The following is a 19,973-nucleotide window of genomic DNA, read 5'->3' on the forward strand; positions in this document are numbered from 1 at the left end:
TGCGATGATGAAATTTGTTGTTCTTTTGGTTTGTGTATTAAGTTTTGGCTTTGCAAATGAGTGTGAGGAAAAGATTTTAAAGCTTGAAGATGAGTTAAAATATGCTAAAAAGTATGATAATGCATTTAAAGCTAGAGATTTGGAAAATGCTATTGCTACACTTAAAACAAAATGCAAGGAAAATCCAAACTACTATAAAGAAGTATTGCAAACTAAACAAGATAAACAAAAGCAAATCGAAGCCTTAGAAGAAGATATTGAAAAATTAAGCGATAATCAAGATTCTATGCCTAAGGCAGAATACAAATTTAAAAAAGAAAAGCTAAAAGCTCAAAAAGATATTTTAAAAGATGAGCTTAAGGCTTTAGAGCTTTACTAAGGGTTGTTTTACAACCCTGTGTCCTCGTAGCTCAGCAGGATAGAGCGCAAAATTCCTAATTTTGAGGCCGTGAGTTCGAATCTCGCCGTGGACACCATAAATTTCTTGTTTTTTTATTTTAATTCTCAAATCTCTATTTATATAAAATCAACTTTAATGTGTTAGAATTTAAAAATTTTAAAAAGGAGCCAAAATGGATTATAGAATCGAACACGATACTATGGGCGAGATTAAGGTGCCAAATGATAAGCATTGGGGTGCTCAAACGCAAAGAAGTTTTGAGAATTTTAAAATAGGTTGCGAGAAAATGCCTAAGGTTTTAATTTATGCCTTTGCAAATCTAAAAAAATCTCTTGCCATTGTAAATAATAAGCTCGGTAAGCTTAATGATGCGAAAAAAAATGCCATAACACAAGCTTGCGATGAGATAATAGCGGGTAAATTTGATGATAATTTTCCTTTAGCTATTTGGCAGACGGGTTCTGGAACACAAAGCAATATGAATATGAACGAGGTAATTGCAAATAGAGCCACTGAGCTTATGGGTGGGGATTTCCGTAAAGAAAAACTCGTACATCCAAATGATGATGTGAATATGAGTCAAAGCTCAAACGATACTTTTCCAACAGCTATGAGTGTGGTGGCTGTCGAGCAAGTAGAGAAAAAACTTATCCCAGCTCTTGATGCGTTAATAGCAACTTTTGAAAAAAAAGTGAAGGAATTTGAGGGGATTATTAAAATAGGCAGAACTCATCTTCAAGATGCCACGCCACTTACTTTAGCGCAGGAATTTAGCGGATATTTATCAATGCTTTTACATTCCAAAGAACAAATTATTGCTTCTCTTCCTACGCTAAGAGAGTTAGCTATCGGTGGAACAGCTGTAGGAACAGGGTTAAACGCACATCCGCAGCTTAGCGAAAAAGTGAGTGAAGAGCTTACTAAACTTGTGGGAACAAAATTTGTTTCAAGCCCTAATAAATTCCACGCTCTTACTAGCCACGATGCGATTAATTTTACACATGGAGCGATGAAGGGCTTGGCGGCAAATTTGATGAAAATTGCTAATGATGTTAGATGGCTTTCAAGTGGTCCAAGATGTGGATTAGGTGAAATTTTAATCCCAGAAAACGAGCCGGGAAGCTCCATAATGCCTGGCAAGGTTAATCCTACCCAGTGCGAAGCCATTACTATGGTTGCAGTGCAAGTGATGGGAAATGACGCAGCTATAGGTTTTGCAGCGTCTCAAGGAAATTTTGAGCTTAATGTTTTTAAGCCTGTGATTATTTATAATTTCTTGCAAAGTCTTGATTTGTTGGCTGATTCTATGCATTCTTTTAATATCCATTGTGCTGTGGGCATCGAGCCAAATCGCGAGAAAATTGATTATAATCTTCACAATTCTTTGATGTTAGTAACTGCGTTAAATCCCCACATAGGTTATGAAAATGCCGCAAAAGTTGCTAAAAATGCACATAAAAAAGGAATTTCCTTAAAAGAGAGTGCTATGGAGTTGGGGCTTGTGAGTGAGCAAGATTTTAATCAGTTTGTTGACCCTAGTAAAATGATAGGACCTAAGGCATAATTTTTCAGCCCTCGCTATTTTGCGAGGGTTTATTTATTCTACCGTTACGCTTTTAGCCAAGTTTCTAGGCATATCTACATCATTACCTAATCTTATGGAAATTTCCATCGCTAAAAGTTGAGTGATAAGCATCATTTCAAAAAATTCACACATATAATGCTTTTGTTTGTTTGTTTTGATAAAATCATCGCTTAAGTCAAAATCAAGTGGAGAGATACAAAGTAGAGTAGAATCTCTAGCTATCAGTTCTTCTACATTAGATTTTGTTTTTTCATAAAGTAAATTTTCTGGCATTAAGGCTATGGTGTAGAGTTTAGAATCTGCCAAAGCTATCGGTCCGTGTTTCATCTCTCCAGCAGGATAACCCTCCGCGTGAAGATAAGAAAGCTCTTTGAGTTTTAAAGCACCCTCCAAAGCTAAAGGATAGAAAACATCACGCCCTATAAAGAAAAAGCCGTGTCCATCCAAATAACGCTTAGAAAGGCGATGAATTTTTTCGTGCAAATTTTGTTTTACAAGCACACAATTTGGCGTATGCAAAAGAGCTTTAATATCTTCTTGCACTTGGAAATTTCTTTTTTGTGCGATAAAAATGGCTAACATCCAAAGGGTCAAAACCTGCGTTGCGAAAGCCTTAGTGGAAGCTACGCCTTTTTCTATGCCCGCACGCGTCAAAAGACTTAAATTTGCTAAACGCACGATATTAGAATTATCCACATTGCATATCGCAAGACTTTTAATCCCAGCATTTTTAGCGATTTTAAGAGCTTCTAGCGTGTCGGCTGTTTCGCCACTTTGTGAGATGACTATGAAAAGGGAATTTGGATTAATTAAAGCCTCGCGGTAGCGAAATTCGCTTGCGATTTCGACTTTTGTGCGAATTTTAGCCACTCTTTCTAAAAGATAACTTCCCACTAAAGCAGCGTGATAACTTGTGCCACAAGCACAAAGAGTGATTTCGTTAAAACGCGTTAAATCCTCCCCCTCAAGCTCATCGAAAATAACCCTATCTCCATCAATGCGTCCCATCAAAACCTCGCTTAAAACACGGCTTTGTTCATAAATTTCTTTTTCCATAAAAAAGCGAAAGCCGTCTTTTTTCGCATAGGCTTTATCTCCAGAAAGTTTAACAAAAGAGGGTTTTAAATTTTTATCATTTTCGAAAATGATAAGCTCATTTTCTCCTGCATAGCCATAGCTTAAATCTTCTAAATAAATCACTTCGCTTACATTGCCGATTAATGGTGCATCTCCGCTTGCAAAATACAACTCATTTTGGGCGTTTTTACCTATGATAAGGGGAGCGGCATTTTTAGCGAAAAAGATTTTATTAGGCTCTTTTTTGGTGATGAGCAAGGTGGCAAAAGCACCTTTTAATCGTGAAATAGTTTTTTTAAATGCTTCTTTTGCGTCTAAATTGTGTGCGTAAAATTCAAAAAGCTGCACGATGACTTCGGTATCTGTTTGGCTTAAAAATTGAACCCCCTCTTTTTCAAGCTCGTCTTTAAGTTCTTTATAATTTTCAATAATGCCATTGTGTATCACGCAAGAATACTGCCCTAGATGTGGGTGAGCGTTGATTTCAGTAGGCTTTCCGTGAGTTGCCCACCTAGTATGCCCTATGGCAAAACCAAAGCCCTCACTTGTGAAATTTTGACACTTGATGCTTAAATTTTCAAGCTTACCGACAGCCTTAAAAAAGCTAAGTTCCCCCTCGCTCATCACTGCCATTCCAGCACTATCATAGCCTCTATATTCTAGTTCTTTAAGTCCATTTAGGATAATTTGTTTTTTTTCATTTTTGCCAATGTAGCCTACAATTCCACACATTTTTACTCACTTATTAAAGAATTTATTATTTTGTTTTGGTTTTGCAAAAGAGCTTCGTTTTTTTCAAAAATGAAGCTATTGCGCGTTCTTTGGCGTATGGTTTGAATTTTGGCTGTGCTTAAATGCAAGTCATACGCACGAAAAATATTCATAATAAATGCCATTAAACCTTGCTGGTCCTTTGTATTAAGATTTAATTTTGCATAGATTTTAGAATAATTTAAGTCAAATTTTACTTCATCTTTTTTAATGGTTGGTTTTTTAGGCTTTCTTTTGTTTTCTAAAGTTAAGTTTGAGTTTAAAAGGGTTAAAAGCTTGTCTTTTTGCGTTTGATTGATGATATTATCATATTCAAATTTGAGATAAATTTTATCGTTAAAAAGTTCGTAAAAGCTCATAAAAATGAGGTTAAATTCACTTAAAGCGTAAAGAAAACATTCGATTTTAAAGTCTTTTTTTGAAACGATTTCAAGACTTAGATTGCTTTCTGCGTTGAGCCAGAATTTAAAATCTTGAGTATGGGCGATTTGAGAGATTTTGATGATGTCTTCAAAGCTGTTTTTGATGATGAAAAGGTTTGATTTGATATGTGTGATTTTGTCTTGCAAGAGAGGGTTTAGCTCTAAGAAAATTTTGGTTCTTTTCAAAGTTTGTTCTTTTTTAACCCTTCTTGTGCTTTCTTCTAGCAAATTTGCATCTTCAAAGCCATATTTAGCATTGATTAAAAGTTTATCTAAAGCTTTATAAAAAAATGGTGAGGCGTTTGAAATTTGTGCTTTTATTTTGGTTAAAAGCTCTAAAAGCTCTAAGGTTTTGAGATTTTCTAATTTTGAAAGCAAAGCGGATAAGATGAGAGGATTATAAATATCCTCTTTTTCGACTAATTCCTTTAAAGCATTGAAATTTTTATAAAGTTTAAGTCCTAGTTCTAAAGATTTGTTTTCAAGTTTAAATTTCGCACAAAATGCCCTAAAAACTCCCCCCATAGAAAGCTCACTTTCCTCTTTGACTCCGCTAAAAAGTATCACAAGTTTTAAAAGAGCATTTTCTTTAAGTGTAAAATTTGCCTTTTCAAAAGCCTCTAAAATCAAAAAAGCTTCCACATCGAAGCAATAATCACTTTCTTCATTGCTTAAAAATCTCACCATAGGTTTAAAAAGCTCTTTTAATTTTCCACTATCGAGCAAAAGTTTTAAAATGTCAAAGCTGTGTTTTCTCTCAAAAAAGCCTTTGAAAAGCTCTAAAGCTTCTTCATTTTCTTCTTTTAAAAAAGCCGTTTCCTTGACACTAAAAACTAAATTAATGCTAAAATGATGAGATTCGTCTTTGAGTGAGCTTAAAAATTCCAAAGCCTTTAAAAAGCTTGAAAAGTGGTATTTTTCCTCTTTTTCTTTTAAAAATTCGTTTTGAATTTGTTTTGTTAAAAAGGCATTGTAAAGGCTTATTGTGTGCATAGAATTTAAAATTTTTTGCACTAAATTTTCTTTTGCTTTGAGATTTTTCTTTTCTCTTTTATACATTAAGTGTGCTAAATTTTCAGCTTCATTAAGCCAAAAGTCGTTTGTGTCTTTTTGATTTTGAAGATTAAGAGCGGATTTAAAAGAAAGTAAAAATTCACCCGCAAGGCGGAGTTCGCTAAGATTTTTTTCATCGATAAACAAAAGTGCATAATTAGCACTATCTTGCTTAAAAAGAGTGAGTAAATTTTCTAAATTTCTTAAATCCTCTAGTCCTCCGTCTGCTTTTTGGATATTAAAGTCTTGTTTTAAAAATGCGAGTTTGCAGGGTTTAAAAAGGGTGGGAGCGAGAGTTTTTAAATTTTCCTTTAGGATTTGTCCTGCCTTTTCTTTACTTTTTTTAAATAAGGCTTTAGAACCGCTAATAAAACGCATTTGTATGAGTGAGTGCAAAAGTTCTTTTTCGTTAATGTATCCTAAACCATCATTTTCTAAAATGACATAATCAAGTCTTAATCCTATATCATTTAAAAGTTCTATCAAGGCTTTAATTAGGGGCTTTATTTGATAAATTTTTAAATTTTTATAAACGAAAAGTAGGGGGACATTTTCATTAAAGCATAGATTGTTTTTTGCATAATAATCTTTCGCAATGATACAAAAAGGCACAAGTTCTTTTGTGGGTAAAAAATCTTCAAAAAATTCGTCCAGCACAATTTCATAAGCTTTATTGATAAAATAATCCATTTTTTTAGAGTGATGCACACTGAAAGAACCCTGCTTTAAAAAAAGCTTATGGCAGGAATCTTTGTAATGATTAATTTCTTCTTTTAGCTTTTGCTTTGGCAACTTTTCCCTTACTTATAAATTTGGATAATTTTAGCAAAATTCTTTTGAGTTTTTATATGCTTTTATTAATAAGAAAAATTTATAATAACGCTTTTAAAAAACAAAAGTGAAAAATATGCGTGATTTAATACAAAAATTAGAAACAGAAGAAAGAATCAGTGAGGAAGAAGCTTATAAGCTTTATGACTTAGACCTTTTTACTTTGGCAAAATATGCTCATAAAAAACGCACAAAATTGCACGGGAAAAAGGTGTATTTTAACATCAACCGCCACATCAACCCAACGAACATTTGTGCGGATACCTGTAAATTTTGTGCTTTTTCAGCCCACAGGAAAAATCCTAATCCCTATCTAATGAGCCACGAGGAAATTATGCAGATTGTGGATGAAACTGTGGGGCGAGGCACAAAAGAAGTGCATATCGTTTCAGCACATAATAAAGACACAAGTTGGCAGTGGTATTTAGAAATTTTTAAAATGATAAAGGCGAAATATCCAAATTTGCATATTAAGGCTATGACGGCGGCAGAAATTGACTTCTTGCACCGCCGTTTTGGAATGAGCTATGAAGAAGTGATAGAAAAAATGCTCGAATATGGCGTGGATTCTATGCCGGGCGGTGGGGCTGAAATTTTTGACGAGGAAATTCGTGCGAAAATTTGCAAAGGTAAGGTAAGCAGTGAAAATTGGCTTAAAATTCATAAATTATGGCACTCAAAGGGTAAGCAAAGCAACGCAACAATGCTTTTTGGACACATTGAAGAAAGAAAGCATAGAATCGACCATCTCTTAAGACTTAGAAAGCTTCAGGATGAAACGGGAGGTTTTAATGCCCTCATCCCTTTGGTGTGGCAAAAAGATAATAGTTTTTTAGATATAAAAGAGCAGCTTGATAGTGAGGAAATTCTTAAAACCATTGCTATTGCACGCCTTGTGCTTGATAATGTCAAAAACATTAAGGCTTATTGGGCGACGATGGGCTTAAATTTAGCGATGGTGGCACAAGAATTTGGTGCAAATGACTTAGATGGAACGATAGAAAAAGAAAGCATACAAAGTGCAGGCGGTGCTAAGAGTGCGAGGGGGACGAAACTTGAAACCTTTATAGAGCTAATTAAAACCTCAAATTTAATTCCCGTTGAAAGAGATAGTTTATATAACGAAATTAGGATTTATGAATGAGTATTTTTAAGCTTAAAGAAAATGGCACAAATGTAAAAACCGAAGTAGTGGCTGGTATCACAACCTTTTTAACGATGATTTACATTATCCCTGTGAATTCGCACATTGTAAGTAATGCTGGTATGCCACTAGAAGCCTTAATCACCGCTACGGCTTTAATCACCATTATCGCAAGTACTTTAAATGGGCTTTTTGCAAATACACCTGTGGCGATGAGTGTCGGTATGGGGATGAATGCGTATTTTACTTTTTCGGTTTGTATCGCTCAACAAATTCCTTGGCAAAGTGCTTTGGGGGCGGTGTTTTTATCAGGCTTTATTTTTTTAATTCTTTCTTTTACAAATTTTCGTCTTTGGATCATACGCAATATCCCTAAAGATTTACGCCTTGCTATTTGTGCTGGGATAGGCTGTTTTATCGCATTTTTGGGACTTCAAAAGATAGGTATTATTGTTAAAAATGACGCGACTTTGGTGGGCATTGGTAATTTTAAAGACCCTAGTGTGTTATTTGGCATTTTTTCTTTGGTTTTGGTGGTATTTTTTTGGGCGATAAGACTTAGGGCGGCTTTTATTTTGGGTGTTTTGCTGAGTTCTTTAGTGCTTTGGATTGTGGCATTTTTCTTGCTTGAAAATTATGGTGTAAATTTAAATATCGAGGGAGCGATTTTTCCTAGTGAAATTTTTTCCTTGCCAAATTTTAGTAAGGAAAATGGACTTGGAGCGATAGCTTTTGAGCTTGATATTAAAAGTGCTTTAAGTGTAACGATGATACCTGTGGTTTTAACTTTTTTTATCACGCAGCTTTTTGATAGCATAGGCACGATTACGGGCGTTGGAGCTAGGGGGAAGATTTTTGATAAGCCTGTGGAGGGTGAGCGAAAATTAGGTAAGACTTTAATGGCTGATGCGGCAAGTTCTGTTGTGGGTGCTGGGGTCGGCACTTCGACCGTAACGGCTTTTGTGGAAAGCACGACAGGGGTTGAAAGCGGAGGTAGGACAGGACTTACGGCTTTGGTTGTTGCTTTTTGTTTTAGCTTGACGCTTTTTTTATTACCACTTTTTAAGGCTATACCGCCAAATGCCATTTATCCAGTGCTTGTGATGGTAGGAATTTTGATGTTTATGGAAGTGAAAAATATTGATTTTAGTGATAGTGCTATTGCTGTTGGCACTTTTTTTACTATCATTATGATGCCACTAACTTACTCGATAACTTCGGGGTTTGCTTTTGGCTTTATTAGCTTTTTGTTGGTAAGGATTTTTAAAAGAGAGTGGGATAAGATAAATGTGGGGATTGTTGTTTTGAGTTTGATTTCTTTGGGAAATTTCTTATTGATTGCTTTAAATTAAGGAAAAATGATGTTTTACGCTTATGAAGATTTCGAAAAAGATGTGAAATTTTTAGCTAAGAAGGTTAAAGATGAATTTAATCCTGACGCCTTAGTAGCCATAGCTAGAGGGGGGCTTAGTTTGGGACATTCTTTAGCGGTGGCACTGAAGACTAGAAAATTATTTACTCTAAATAGTATCCATTATGATGATACGAAAAAACTTGATAGCGTTGAGGTTTTTAATATCCCAAATTTGAGTGCTTACAAGAGGGTTTTGCTGATTGATGATATTGTTGATAGTGGAGAGAGTTTAAGCGAGATAAAGAGAGTTTTGGAAGAAAAATTTCCCCATATAGAGCTTAAAATTGCGACGATTTTTTACAAAAAAACCGCACTTTTAGAGCCTGAATTTAGCGTTAAAGAGGCAAAAGAGTGGGTGGAGTTTTACTGGGATATTGAAATTTAAAGGAAAAATGTGAGAAAAATATTAGCCCTGTTATTATTTTTTAGCTTTACTTTTGCAGAAGTCGATGAGTTTGAGGCAGAATTTCAACAATATGAAGTCAGCGACCCACTTTCTGGTTACAATAAAATGATGACCGAATTTAATGTAGGACTTTATACTTATGTAATGCGTCCTGTGCTAAAGGGTTATAATACCATAACGCCTCGTTTTGTGCGTTCTGGTGTGAGGAATTTTTTGGATAATTTGCTTGCCCCTTTTCGTGTGGTTGGAAATGCTTTGCAGCTTAAATTTGATAATGCGGGTGATGAGCTGAAGCGATTTATTGCTAATTCCATTATGGGTTTTGGTGGGCTTAGGGATATTGCAAGTGAAATGGGGATAGAAAAGCACCCTGCGGACTTAGGGCTTGTTTTGGCACATTGGGGTGTGGGAGAGGGTTTTCATTTGGTTTTACCAGCACTAGGACCTAGTAATTTAAGAGATACGCTAAGTCTTCCAGCATTTTGGTATGCCACACCTGTGGCTTATATCGAGCCAACTTATGCAAGTTTTTTGGTGGGGGCTTATGGCTTTGGTAATGAGCTTTCCTTCCGTCTTGATGAAATTGATGAAATTTATTATAATACGCCGAATTTATACCCTTTCTTGCGTGACGCATACGAGCAAAGACGCAAAGAACTTAGCAAATAGGAAAGAAAAATGCGAAAAATATTATTATCACTTATCTTTGCACTAAGTGCTTTTGCGCTTAATTTAAATGAAATTGAAAGTTTTATGCAGAAAAATATCGATGAAAGTTTAAAAATTTTGCAAAATACTAAAGGCGATAAAAAAGCCGCAGCACAGGATATTTTTAAACTTTTTGATGAGGTTTTTGACTATAAATTAATGGCAAAATTATCTTTATCGAAATTTTATCAAAAATTAAGTCAAGAAGAGGTGGAGGAATTTAATAAGGCTTTTGAAGCAAGTCTTAAAAAAAGCTTTACGGATAAACTAGAGCTTTATAAAGACCAAATTTTGAAGGTTGAGGGTGGAGAGCAAAAAAATGAAAAGCGTTATTTTCTCACAAGTTCTATGATGGTAGATGGAGAAAAAAAGCTTATTATATTTAAATTTTATAAAGAAAATAATAATTGGCTGATTTACGATGTCGATGTTTTGGGTGTTAGCATTATCCAAACTTACCGCTCACAATTTGGCGACATTTTAGAAAATGGCACTTTTAAAGACTTATTATCCAAGCTTAATGACATCGTCATCAAATAATGGCTTTTTTCTTAAAATTTCTCATTAATCACCCTAAAAGCACTCTTTTAAGCACTTTGCTTTTTTGTGTGTTTTTGAGTTTTTTTGCTTTTAAGCTTCATATTGACGCGAGTGCGGAGAGTTTGCTTTTAGAAGATGATAAAGATTTAAAGATTTTTAGAGAGCTTTCTAAGCATTATAAGAGTGATAATTTTTTAATGTTAGCCTTTAAGCCAAATGATAAAAATCCTTTTAGCGAGGAAAGCTTAAAGAATTTAGAAAGCTTACATCAAAAACTTGAGGGTGTGAGGGGCGTGGAGAGGGTTTTTAGCATTATTAATGCACCCTTGCTTTTAAGTAGTGAAAATAAAGATTTAAAAGAATTAATGCAAAATATTCCAAGCATTTTAAGCGAGGATATTAATCAAACTAAGGCTCAAAATGAAATTCTTACTAGTCCATTTTATCTTAATAATATCATCGCAAAAGACGGCAAAACCACAGCTTTAATTATCTATCTTAAGCCCGATTTAACTTATATTAATCTCATTGAAGCAAGGGATAATGCCAAAGATGAAAATGAAAAAGAGCATTTAAGAATTCAAATCAAAAATCATCAAGAAATGCAAAATGCTCTTAATAAAGCACTTTTAGAACAAATCCGCTCCATAATGAGTGCTTATGAAAAAGATGGTAAGCTTTATCTTGGTGGCGTGAGTATGATAAGTGATGATATGATAAGCTACATCAAGGACGATTTGGCACTTTATGGAATTTTTTTAGTCTTTTTGCTAGGCTTTGCACTTTGGTATTTTTTCCGTTCTTTTACTTTGATGATTTTATCGCTTTTGATTTGTTTTATTTCTTTAAGTTCTGCTAGTGGGCTTTTTGCCTTGCTTAATTTTCCTATTACCGTGATTTCGTCTAATTATGCTCCGTTAATGCTTATCATCACGCTTTCTGTTGTTGTGCATTTGATTACACATTTTATAGAAATTTCGCGTCTTTATCCAAATACAACGCAAAAACGCTTGGTTTTACAAACTCTACTTTCTAAGGCAAAACCTAGTTTTTTTGCCATTTTTACAACGATGATAGGTTTTTTTTCTTTGATTTTTTCGCAGATAGAGCCTATTATTAAACTTGGGATTATGATGAGTCTTGGCATAGCGCTCGGTTTGATTTTGGCTTATCTTTTTTTAGCAAGTGCCTTAGTGCTTTTAAAGAGAAAAAATTTTACACAAAGAGAATTTAACCTTTCTTTTTTGCTTTTTTGTGCAAATGCTAGCATTAGGCACAGAAAGCTTATTTACACTTTAGCTTTTATTACGATAATTTTGGCTCTTATAGGAATTCCTAAGCTTAAAGTGGAAAATTCTTTTGTCAATTATTTTAAAGACGGCAGTGCGATTAAAGAGGGTTTGCTCATTATTGATAAGGATTTAGGTGGAACACTGCCGCTTGATATTATTGTTCGCTTTAAAGATAATAAAAAAAATGAGCTTAAAGAAAGCGAGGTGCTAGATAGTTTTGAAAATGAATTTGAAAGCCTTGCTGCTAAGGATACTTATTGGTTTGATTCTAAAAAAACGCGTATTGCTAAAAAGGTACATCAGTTTTTGGAAAATAAGGAATTTGTGGGGTCGGTTTTAAGCCTTAATAGTCTTTTAATGCTAGGAAAAAATATTAATGAGGGAAAAGATTTAGATGATTTTGCTTTAGCGTTTTTAAATGAAAATTTACCTGAAAATTTCAAGCAAGATTTACTTTCGCCTTTTGTTAATATCACGCAAAACGAGCTTAAATTTAGTATCCGTGTGATTGATTCTAATCCAAATTTAAAACGCGATACCTTTTTAAAGAGCTTAAAAACGGAGCTTAATGAGCTTTTAAAAGATGAGGGTGTGGAGGTGCAAATCACTGGTATAATGCTACTTTATAATAATATGCTTCAAAGCCTTTTTTCTTCGCAATTTGACACCTTAGCCTTTGTGGTGTTGGCGATTTTTGTGCTTTTTGTTTTGATATTTAGAAGTTTTAAAATAGCTACGATAGCTATAGTTTGCAATCTTATCCCATTAAGTTTGGTATTTGCATTTATGGGGTTTTTAAATATCCCTCTTGATTTGATGAGCATTACCATAGCGGCTATTGCCATAGGGATAGGCGTTGATGATATTTTGCATTATATTTACCGCTTTAAAGAGGAGCTTAAATGTGCTAGTGTGAAAAAAGCTGTGCTTAACTCACATCTTTTCATAGGCACAGCACTTTATTACACTACCATTAGCATAGTTTTGGGTTTTAGCGTGATGATGAGTAGTAATTTTATCCCAACGATTTATTTTGGAATTTTAACAACTTTAGTAATGATTTTACTTTTATTTGGCAGTTTGTTTTTGCTTCCTAGTCTTTTAATAAGCTTTTATGCTAAGAAAAATAATAAGCCAAAACTGCTAAGATAACATAAGCGGTGATAGCTATGCCAAGATATTTTAAAAAATTTTTCATTGATAAGCCTTTTGCAGTGTTTTTAAGAGAATTTTAGCAAGTTTTAGAGCTTTGAAGCGGTGCGAAATGGCATTTTTTTCTTCATCGCTAAGCTCAGCTAAGGTTTTATCATAATTTGCAGGGATAAAAAGGCTATCGTAGCCAAAGCCGTTTTCACCCTTTTCTTTAGTAATGATTTTTCCATACATTTTTGCATTGACACTAAAAGTGCCAAATTTAGTGCCAAGGCTAAGCGCACAAACATAATGCGCAAAACTTTCATTAAGTTTTAATTTTTCCAACTCGCTGATGAGTTTTAAGCGATTATTTTTATCATTAGCCTCTAAGGAATAACGCGCCGAGTAAATTCCCGGAGCACCCCCTAACGCATCAACGCAAATTCCACTATCATCACTCAACACAATGTAATTTTCCTGCACTTCATTTTTTAAAGCTTTAAAAACCGCAAGAGATTTAATTTTGGCATTTTCCTTAAAGCTCTTGCCATTTTCTTCTATCTCAAAAGGTGCAATGAAGTCGTTTGAGCTATAAATTTCATAGTCATTTAAAAGCACTTTGAATTCTTTAAGTTTATGCGAATTTGAACTTGCTAAAATAATTTTCATCTTTAATCCTTGCACCAAAAGCTTAATCTTACTTTTTTTATCTTAATAAAGCGTTAAAGTCTTTTTTAGTAAAATAAGCCCTTTTTTAATCAAGGAAAAACAATGCGTAGTATTATGGTTCTTTCTTTCATCGTTGCAACTAGGTTTTTTGGGCTTTTTATCGTTTTGCCTGTTCTTAGTTTATATGCTTTAAAACTTGAAAATGCAAATGATTTTTTAGTGGGTTTGCTAGTCGGTGCGTATGCCTTAATGCAAATGCTATTTCAAGTGCCTTTTGGAGTGTTAAGTGATAAAATAGGGCGTAAAAAAACGATGCTTTTAGGCTTGGTCATTTTCATCATAGGTTCTTTAATCTGCTCTAGTGCAACAGATATTTATACTATGCTTTTAGGACGCATTTTGCAAGGCTCTGGGGCTATTGGAGCTGTGGCGAGTGCTTTGATAAGCGATTTTGTCAGCGAAGAAAAAAGAGGTAAGGCTATGGCTATGATGGGAGGATTTATAGGCATAGCCTTTGCACTTTCTATGGTTTTAGCACCTATAATGAGTGCTAAATATGGGCTTTCAAGTTTGTTTGATTTAAGTGCGGCTCTATCATTTTTTTGTATTATTTTGCTTTACACTGCCGTGCCAAAAGAGCCTAAGATTACGCACGAGAATGACAAAACTCCGCTTTTAAGCCTACTAAAACAAAAAAATTTAGCCCTAATGAACGCGACAAATTTTATGCAAAAAATGCTTATGTCTATTGCTTTTTTAGCTATTCCTATCGTTTTGGTTGGGCATTTTGGCTATGAAAAATTATGGGTTGTTTATAGTGCTTCTATGCTTGTGGGTTTTGTTGCTATGGGATTTGCTGGGGCTTTTGCAGAGAAAAGAGGTAAGGCAAAACAAATTTTGCTTTTAGGTGTTGCCTTTTTTATCCTTTCTTATATCTTTTTTGCTTTTTTTGAAAATCTTATCATTTTTATGGTCGCGGTGGTCATTTTCTTTTTAGGCTTTAATTTGCACGAGCCTATAATGCAATCTTGTGCGTCAAAATTTTGCAAGGTCAATGAAAAAGGCAAGGCTTTAGGTGCTTTTAATGCTTTTGGTTATGCGGGAAGCTTTAGTGGGGGTTTGATTGGCGGGGCGTTTTTACATTTTGATAATCTTAAAATTCTAGCTTTAATTTTAATCCTACTTGCTTTGATTTGGTTTTTTTCTTTACTTTTCTTAAAAAACCCTGCCGAGCTTAAAAATCTTTATCTCCCCCTTGATACTAAGCTTGATTTAAACGCTGTTTCAAAGTTAAAAGGTGTGCTTGAAGTGTATAGAAATTCTCAGCATCTAGTTGTGAAATTTGATAAAGCACAAGTGAGTCAAGAGGATTTAGAAAAAAGTTTATAAAAAGCATAACGCTTCTTCATCAAAACCTAAATTTAAGTTTTGATGAAGGCTTAGGTTTTTTTGTTTAAAAATCTCATTTTTAAGGGCGAATTCTAAAATTTTATCCCCAGCACTCAGTCTTATAAAAACAAAATCTTTTTTTGCTCTAAGGGCTATGATTTTGGCATTTTTAATGCAATATTTTTGATGAGAATAAAGGTTTATTTTGTAGGGATTAATGGCTATTTTATTTGCTTTTTTATCGAGTTTGATGGTATTTTCAAAGTGTAAAATTTGCTGATTTAATTCAAAAATATTTGTATTTTCAAATTCTAAAATCACCCCATCGCTTAGATAAAATTTAATCTCAGCTAAAGAATCTAAAAATTCTTTATCGTGGCTTGCGATTAAAAATCCGCAATTTAGGCTTTTTTTCATATGCAAAATAGCATTTTTAAGCAAAAGAGAGGTTTTTTTGTCCAAAAATGCACTTGGCTCATCAAGTAAATAATAATGCGCCCTAGCAGCTATCGCCATCGCAAAGGCTATCTTTTGTCTCTGTCCTGAGGAGAGTTCCCCCGGATATTTTTTAAGCAAATTTTTATCAAGTTCTAAAAGGGTATAAATTTCATTTAAAAAAGCTTGTAAATCGCCTTTAATTTGATAGGTTTTTTGGACGAATTTGAGATTATTTTCCACGCTTCTATTAAGCAAACAAGCCTCTGCAAAAAGTAGGTAAATCTTGCGTTTTTCTTTGTGGCTTAAAATATTTTTTCCAAAATATGTAATATTTTGATGAAAATCGCCCTCTAAAAAATTTAACACTCTTAAAAAGGTGGATTTTCCGCTTCCATTTGCCCCCATTAAAATGCTAATTTTACTCGTGTCAAGGGTTAAATTCGCTTGTTTTAAAATGCGTTTTTCTTCATAAAAAAAACTAAGATTTTTAATTTCTATCATCAGCTTCTCTTTAGGCTATGTATGAGGAAATTTAGCGCAAAAGCTATGCTAATTAGCACTAAAGCCAGAGCGATACCACTGGCAAATTCGCCCTTATTTGTCTCCAAAGAAATCGCTGTGGTTATGGTTCTAGTGTGGTATTTAATATTCCCCCCAACTATCATCGCTACGCCTACTTCAGCGACTATCCTACCATAAGCTAGAGCGATAATGCTAATGAGAGCGAAGCGGAGTTCGTAGATTATGGTTAAAACGAGTTTAAAAGGGCTTAGATGGAAGGATTTTATGAGTAAAAAATGCTTTTTGTCCATATTTTCTATTAAATTTGAAAAAAGAGCGATGATGATGGGCAAGGCTAAAACGAATTGTCCTAAAATAAGCGCTTTCGTGGTAAAAAGTAAGCCAAATTCTCCCAAAGGTCCCCTACTTGAGATAAAAGCGTAAATGATAAGCCCAACCGCCACCGTGGGAAAGGAGAGGCTGGTATTAACAAGTAGTTTTAAACTTGATTTTAATTTAAATTGAAAAAAGCCAAGACAAAAGCCAAGTGGAAAGCCTACCATTAAGGCTAGGATAATAGAAATGCTTGAGCTTAAAAGTGTTGTTTTAATCGCAGAAATCACACTTTCATCGGCATTAAAAAGTAAATTTAAAGCTTCTTTAAACGCGTCAAATATATATTCCAAAACTATATCCTTAAGTGATGCGTGATTTTATCATAATTGTGCTAAAATTGCATTTTATTTCAATTTTAGAAAGGAAAGCGATGAAAAAAATTCTTTTATCCGCTTTGGTAGCACTTAGTCTTAGTGCGGCAGAACTAAGGATGGCGACAACTACAAGCACTGATAATACAGGGCTTTTAGACGCCTTAAAACCTCTTTATGAAAAAGAAAGTGGCAATACGCTCAAATGGGTTGCTGTGGGAACGGGAGCGGCTTTGAAGCTTGGTGAGGATTGTAATGCTGATGTGCTTTTTGTGCATTCTCCTAAGGTAGAAAAAGAATTTGTTAGTAAGGGCTTTGGTGTGGATAGAACGCCTGTGATGTATAATGATTTTATCATTGTGGCAGATAAAAGCTTGGCTGATAAATTTAAAGGCAAGAGCCTTAAAGAAAGCTTGGAGCTTATTAAGGCTGAAAAAATGCCTTTTATTTCAAGAGGGGATAAATCAGGCACGGATAATAAAGAAAAAGGCTTATGGAAAAATTTAGGCGGTGTGCCTGAAAAAGAGAGCTGGTATATCCAAAGTGGACAGGGAATGCTAGCAAGCATTAAAATAGCTGAAGAGAAAAAAGGGGTGATACTAACAGACCGCGGCACTTATATCAAATACGAAGCAGATGCAAAAGCTAATCCAAATTTAGTGATTGTTAGCGAGGGTGATGATAGTTTAAAGAATTTTTATTCTGTCATAGCGGTAAGCCCTAAGCACTGTAAAAATGTTAATTATAAAGAGGCGGATAAATTTATCAAATGGCTTGTGAGCGATAGCACTTTAAAAGCGATTAGTGATTTTAAACTGCTTAATAAGCCTTTATTTATCGTTGATGCGAAAAGCAGAAAAGAATAATTTGTGGCAAAGCTAGGCTTTGCCCTTTTTCCCCATAAAATAAATCGCCATAATTGCCAAAACGCAGCCTATTAAGGTAAGAAGTGTTGGCACTTCATCTAAGATTAAAAAACTTGTAAATAAAGCACTCACAGGCGTTACGAGGATAAAAGAATTTGCCCTCACACTTCCTAAAATATGAATTCCATAATAATAGATGCTAGTCCCAACTACAGTGGATAAAAATGCTACGACAAACATATTAAGCCAAAATTTCATATCCACTTCTAAGATAAAAAGGCTATCACTATCTAAAAAAAGTGGGGTAAAAAGCAAAAAGGAAATGCAATTGACATAAAAATTCACAGCTAAAGGGTGTGAGCCTTTAGTTTTATGGGTGCAAAGACTCATCAGCGCCCACACAAAAGCACAAAATAAAAACAACACATTAAAGCGTCCAAAAAGCTCTTCTAAGGAATTTAGATTAAGCAAACAAAGCCCCGAAATAACGCCTATAAAAAGTCCTAAAATTTCGCTTTTGCTTAGTTTATGGCTTTTTTTAAAACCTAAAAATAAAAAAAGATAGGAAAAAATCGGCACCATAGTCGTAACCAAAACTCCACCTTTACCTGCCGTGCCATAACGCAAAGCAAGAAAAAAGCTAAAAGCATAAAGGGCATTTAAGCTCCCTGCGATAAAAAGCCATTTAAGTGCATCTTTAGAAAGTTTTAGAGAAATTTTTAAAAACAAAAGCACAGGCAAAGAGCCTATAATCACAAAGAAAAATCGCCACAAAACGACAAATTCCGCATTTGCGTAAGAGCTTAAAATTTTAGAGGTGGGCCAGGACATACCCCATAAAAACATAGCGATAATGAGAGAAAGGTAAAGATAGCCGTGCTTCATAGTATTTATTAAGAGGCGATGTTAAGTCCTAAAGAATCTTCACTAAAATCATAAGCCTTTTTCACTTGCTCTTTAAATTCGTTTGAGCTTTGCGAATTTTCTTTATCTTCTTCGCGTTTCTCTTCTTTATTTTTTTCTTTTGCTTCTTCGGCTTTTAATTTTGTCGCTTCAGCTCTTGCTTCAATTTCCATTCTAGTTGCATTTGCAGCGACTTTATAATCTTGCGGACTAGGGTCGGCTGGTGCCATCGCAGCAGCCATTACTTGTCTAGCGTTAGATATAGTTTGTTCGGGTGTATTGCCCTTTTGCATTCTTATAGGCACTTCACCTGCGGTGGCATACATTTGATTATCTGGTCCCCTCGTATAGCTATAACTTGCCACTCCAGCCAAGCCTCCTCCCGCTGCTTGATGTGCTGCTTCGTGAGCTTTGACATTTCTATCTACGCTTTGAAGTTCTCTTACGAGTTGAATTTCTTTTGCCGTAAGTTCAACTCCATTTACCATTTGAGTTTGTTCTTTATTTTCTTCTTTTTGGGTAGAAGTTTGATTTTCCTCGTTTGGATTTTGAGGGTTTAAATCTTTAGAATTTGTATTTTGATTGGAGGCTTGAGGCTTGTAATAATCATAATTTGAATAACTTAAATTAATCATCATCTCTCCTCCTTTTTTTTAATCTTCATATTTTACTTTAAGTTTTTTAAAACTATTATAAATTTTTGCAAAACGAAAAGGAGAAATAATGCTTTACGAAAACGCGTTGATTTACATAGAAAAAGAAGAAGCCCAAGTGCCTTGGCTTAAGATTTTTACAAAAGAAATTTATAAGGAATTTAGCGATTGTCCCACGCATTTGCAAAGGGAGCTTTTTGATAAAATTTTACTTTGTGAAAAGGCATTACTAGAATTTTATCAGCCTGAAAAAATTAATATCGCCTCATTTGCTAATTATGTCCCAAGAGTGCATTTTCATATTATGGCGCGTTTTAAAGATGATGCTTTTTTCCCTGAGTGTATGTGGGGAAAGCAACAAAGAGAAGTGAAAGAACTTGATTTGCCTAAATTTGAAGATTTTGTGGAATTTTTAAATGAAAAGTTAAAAAGTTAGCATTTGTTATTTAAATTTTATTAGAATTTCCAAATCTAAATTTACTTTAAGGAGAATAAGATGAAAAAACTGCTTTTCAGTTCGCTTTTGGCGGCTTCGTTATTAAGTCCAGCTCTTATGGCTAAGGATTATGTGCTTGATAAGACTCACACAGATATTGGTTTTAAGATTAAGCATTTACAAATTAGTAATGTGAAAGGGAATTTTAAGGACTATGATGCGGTGATTGATTTTGACCCTGCGACTAATGAATTTAAAAAGCTTGAAGCAAAGGTTAAAATCGCTTCTGTGGATACAGATAATAAAACAAGAGATAATCACCTTTTACAAGATGATTTTTTCAAAGCTAAAAAACACCCTGAAATGACTTTTGTGATGAAAAAATACGAAAAAAAAGGCGGTGATGAAGGTAAAATGAGCGGAATACTAACGATAGCTGGTGTGTCAAAAGACATTGTTTTTGATACTGAAATCGGTGGCGTGGCTAAGGGTAGAGATGGTAAAGAGAAAATCGGCTTTACTTTGGAAAGTGAGATTAAAAGAAGCGAATTTAAATTTGCTCCAAGCACTTCAAATCTTACTTTAAGCGATGAAGTAAAAATCATCGTTGAGGTAGAAGCTAACGAGAAATAAG

At 34.4% G+C, this 19,973-nt stretch carries 19 protein-coding genes and 1 tRNA gene; 13 read left to right on the forward strand and 7 right to left on the reverse strand.

Annotation, left to right across the window (positions count from 1 at the left end; genetic code table 11):
- The first annotated feature begins 4 nt into the window (after window positions 1–4).
- The 3 genes from CHELV3228_RS01825 to fumC all read left to right on the forward strand — a co-directional run bounded on the left by CHELV3228_RS01825 (window position 5) and on the right by fumC (window position 1,964).
- Window positions 5–379, forward strand: coding sequence for a DUF1090 family protein (locus CHELV3228_RS01825; RefSeq protein WP_159445019.1), 375 nt, complete (start codon window positions 5–7; stop codon window positions 377–379).
- Between the two features lie 20 nt (window positions 380–399).
- A tRNA-Arg gene (locus tag CHELV3228_RS01830) sits at window positions 400–476 on the forward strand.
- Window positions 477–572: 96 nt separating this feature from the next.
- Window positions 573–1,964 carry a class II fumarate hydratase gene (gene fumC / locus CHELV3228_RS01835; protein ID WP_082199269.1) on the forward strand — a complete coding sequence of 464 codons (1,392 nt, stop codon included), beginning with the start codon at window positions 573–575 and terminating at the stop codon, window positions 1,962–1,964.
- Between the two features lie 33 nt (window positions 1,965–1,997).
- Here the strand turns inward: fumC and glmS are convergent, their stop codons facing one another.
- The gene (gene glmS, locus CHELV3228_RS01840; protein WP_082199270.1) at window positions 1,998–3,794 is read right to left on the reverse strand and encodes a glutamine--fructose-6-phosphate transaminase (isomerizing); all 1,797 of its coding nucleotides are present in this window, start codon (window positions 3,792–3,794) and stop codon (window positions 1,998–2,000) included.
- Window positions 3,795–3,796: 2 nt separating this feature from the next.
- The gene (locus tag CHELV3228_RS01845) at window positions 3,797–6,100 is read right to left on the reverse strand and encodes a [protein-PII] uridylyltransferase family protein (protein WP_082199271.1); all 2,304 of its coding nucleotides are present in this window, start codon (window positions 6,098–6,100) and stop codon (window positions 3,797–3,799) included.
- A gap of 115 nt (window positions 6,101–6,215) precedes the next feature.
- Between CHELV3228_RS01845 and mqnE the strand changes: the two genes are divergently transcribed.
- The 6 genes from mqnE to CHELV3228_RS01875 are packed head-to-tail and all read left to right on the forward strand — an operon-like array spanning window position 6,216 to window position 12,795.
- Entirely contained in the window at window positions 6,216–7,283 is a 1,068-nt protein-coding gene (gene mqnE / locus CHELV3228_RS01850) for an aminofutalosine synthase MqnE (RefSeq protein ID WP_082199272.1), read from the forward strand.
- Entirely contained in the window at window positions 7,280–8,635 is a 1,356-nt protein-coding gene (locus CHELV3228_RS01855; RefSeq protein ID WP_082199273.1) for an NCS2 family permease, read from the forward strand. Before mqnE ends, CHELV3228_RS01855 begins: the two co-directional genes overlap by 4 nt.
- Window positions 8,636–8,641: 6 nt before the next feature.
- A complete protein-coding gene (locus CHELV3228_RS01860) occupies window positions 8,642–9,082 on the forward strand; it encodes a phosphoribosyltransferase (RefSeq protein ID WP_082199274.1) in 441 nt (146 codons plus the stop codon).
- A 9-nt stretch (window positions 9,083–9,091) separates the two neighbouring features.
- Window positions 9,092–9,772, forward strand: a complete 681-nt coding sequence (locus CHELV3228_RS01865; protein WP_082199275.1) for an MlaA family lipoprotein — start codon at window positions 9,092–9,094, stop codon at window positions 9,770–9,772.
- Between the two features lie 9 nt (window positions 9,773–9,781).
- Complete coding sequence (locus CHELV3228_RS01870) at window positions 9,782–10,351, forward strand: MlaC/ttg2D family ABC transporter substrate-binding protein (protein WP_082199276.1); 570 nt, start codon at window positions 9,782–9,784, stop codon at window positions 10,349–10,351.
- On the forward strand, window positions 10,348–12,795 hold the full coding sequence (locus CHELV3228_RS01875; protein ID WP_082199277.1) for an efflux RND transporter permease subunit: 2,448 nt from the start codon (window positions 10,348–10,350) through the stop codon (window positions 12,793–12,795). The genes CHELV3228_RS01870 and CHELV3228_RS01875 overlap by 4 nt, the downstream gene beginning before the upstream one ends.
- Before the next feature lie 42 nt (window positions 12,796–12,837).
- Here CHELV3228_RS01875 and rdgB read toward each other — a convergent pair whose 3' ends face one another.
- Window positions 12,838–13,446, reverse strand: coding sequence for an RdgB/HAM1 family non-canonical purine NTP pyrophosphatase (gene rdgB, locus CHELV3228_RS01880; RefSeq protein WP_082199278.1), 609 nt, complete (start codon window positions 13,444–13,446; stop codon window positions 12,838–12,840).
- A gap of 102 nt (window positions 13,447–13,548) precedes the next feature.
- Between rdgB and CHELV3228_RS01885 the strand changes: the two genes are divergently transcribed.
- Window positions 13,549–14,835, forward strand: a complete 1,287-nt coding sequence (locus CHELV3228_RS01885) for an MFS transporter (RefSeq protein WP_082199279.1) — start codon at window positions 13,549–13,551, stop codon at window positions 14,833–14,835.
- Here CHELV3228_RS01885 and tupC read toward each other — a convergent pair.
- Both tupC and tupB read right to left on the reverse strand, forming a co-directional pair.
- The gene (gene tupC / locus CHELV3228_RS01890; RefSeq protein WP_082199280.1) at window positions 14,830–15,774 is read right to left on the reverse strand and encodes a tungstate ABC transporter ATP-binding protein TupC; all 945 of its coding nucleotides are present in this window, start codon (window positions 15,772–15,774) and stop codon (window positions 14,830–14,832) included. The two genes, CHELV3228_RS01885 and tupC, sit on opposite strands and share 6 nt — an antisense overlap.
- Window positions 15,774–16,460, reverse strand: a complete 687-nt coding sequence (gene tupB / locus CHELV3228_RS01895) for a tungstate ABC transporter permease TupB (RefSeq protein WP_082199281.1) — start codon at window positions 16,458–16,460, stop codon at window positions 15,774–15,776. Before tupB ends, tupC begins: the two co-directional genes overlap by 1 nt.
- A gap of 80 nt (window positions 16,461–16,540) precedes the next feature.
- Here tupB and tupA point away from each other — a divergent pair, with 80 nt between their 5' ends.
- On the forward strand, window positions 16,541–17,347 hold the full coding sequence (gene tupA / locus CHELV3228_RS01900) for a tungstate ABC transporter substrate-binding protein TupA (RefSeq protein WP_082199282.1): 807 nt from the start codon (window positions 16,541–16,543) through the stop codon (window positions 17,345–17,347).
- A 12-nt stretch (window positions 17,348–17,359) separates the two neighbouring features.
- Here the strand turns inward: tupA and CHELV3228_RS01905 are convergent, their stop codons facing one another.
- Window positions 17,360–18,232: a DMT family transporter gene (locus tag CHELV3228_RS01905; protein ID WP_082199283.1), complete on the reverse strand. Its 873-nt coding sequence runs from the start codon at window positions 18,230–18,232 to the stop codon at window positions 17,360–17,362.
- An 8-nt stretch (window positions 18,233–18,240) separates the two neighbouring features.
- Complete coding sequence (locus CHELV3228_RS01910; protein WP_082199284.1) at window positions 18,241–18,888, reverse strand: putative metalloprotease CJM1_0395 family protein; 648 nt, start codon at window positions 18,886–18,888, stop codon at window positions 18,241–18,243.
- A gap of 85 nt (window positions 18,889–18,973) precedes the next feature.
- Here CHELV3228_RS01910 and CHELV3228_RS01915 point away from each other — a divergent pair, with 85 nt between their 5' ends.
- Together CHELV3228_RS01915 and CHELV3228_RS01920 are read left to right on the forward strand one after the other, a co-directional pair.
- Window positions 18,974–19,339, forward strand: a complete 366-nt coding sequence (locus tag CHELV3228_RS01915) for an HIT family protein (RefSeq protein ID WP_082199285.1) — start codon at window positions 18,974–18,976, stop codon at window positions 19,337–19,339.
- 60 nt (window positions 19,340–19,399) lie between these two features.
- Window positions 19,400–19,972, forward strand: a complete 573-nt coding sequence (locus CHELV3228_RS01920) for a YceI family protein (protein ID WP_082199286.1) — start codon at window positions 19,400–19,402, stop codon at window positions 19,970–19,972.
- Window position 19,973: the final 1 nt, after the last annotated feature.

The sequence above is a fragment of the Campylobacter helveticus genome, from assembly GCF_002080395.1.
Taxonomy (GTDB): domain Bacteria; phylum Campylobacterota; class Campylobacteria; order Campylobacterales; family Campylobacteraceae; genus Campylobacter_D; species Campylobacter_D helveticus.

Excerpts from the sequence above, each read along its gene's own strand:
- CHELV3228_RS01825 (WP_159445019.1), top strand. The coding sequence starts at position 5 with ATGATGAAATTTGTTGTTCTTTTGGTTTGTGTATTAAGTTTTGGCTTT.
- fumC (WP_082199269.1), top strand. The coding sequence starts at position 573 with ATGGATTATAGAATCGAACACGATACTATGGGCGAGATTAAGGTGCCA.
- glmS (WP_082199270.1), bottom strand. The coding sequence starts at position 3,794 with ATGTGTGGAATTGTAGGCTACATTGGCAAAAATGAAAAAAAACAAATT.
- mqnE (WP_082199272.1), top strand. The coding sequence starts at position 6,216 with ATGCGTGATTTAATACAAAAATTAGAAACAGAAGAAAGAATCAGTGAG.
- CHELV3228_RS01855 (WP_082199273.1), top strand. The coding sequence starts at position 7,280 with ATGAGTATTTTTAAGCTTAAAGAAAATGGCACAAATGTAAAAACCGAA.
- CHELV3228_RS01860 (WP_082199274.1), top strand. The coding sequence starts at position 8,642 with ATGATGTTTTACGCTTATGAAGATTTCGAAAAAGATGTGAAATTTTTA.
- CHELV3228_RS01870 (WP_082199276.1), top strand. The coding sequence starts at position 9,782 with ATGCGAAAAATATTATTATCACTTATCTTTGCACTAAGTGCTTTTGCG.
- rdgB (WP_082199278.1), bottom strand. The coding sequence starts at position 13,446 with ATGAAAATTATTTTAGCAAGTTCAAATTCGCATAAACTTAAAGAATTC.
- CHELV3228_RS01885 (WP_082199279.1), top strand. The coding sequence starts at position 13,549 with ATGCGTAGTATTATGGTTCTTTCTTTCATCGTTGCAACTAGGTTTTTT.
- tupC (WP_082199280.1), bottom strand. The coding sequence starts at position 15,774 with ATGATAGAAATTAAAAATCTTAGTTTTTTTTATGAAGAAAAACGCATT.
- tupA (WP_082199282.1), top strand. The coding sequence starts at position 16,541 with ATGAAAAAAATTCTTTTATCCGCTTTGGTAGCACTTAGTCTTAGTGCG.
- CHELV3228_RS01905 (WP_082199283.1), bottom strand. The coding sequence starts at position 18,232 with ATGAAGCACGGCTATCTTTACCTTTCTCTCATTATCGCTATGTTTTTA.
- CHELV3228_RS01910 (WP_082199284.1), bottom strand. The coding sequence starts at position 18,888 with ATGATGATTAATTTAAGTTATTCAAATTATGATTATTACAAGCCTCAA.
- CHELV3228_RS01915 (WP_082199285.1), top strand. The coding sequence starts at position 18,974 with ATGCTTTACGAAAACGCGTTGATTTACATAGAAAAAGAAGAAGCCCAA.
- CHELV3228_RS01920 (WP_082199286.1), top strand. The coding sequence starts at position 19,400 with ATGAAAAAACTGCTTTTCAGTTCGCTTTTGGCGGCTTCGTTATTAAGT.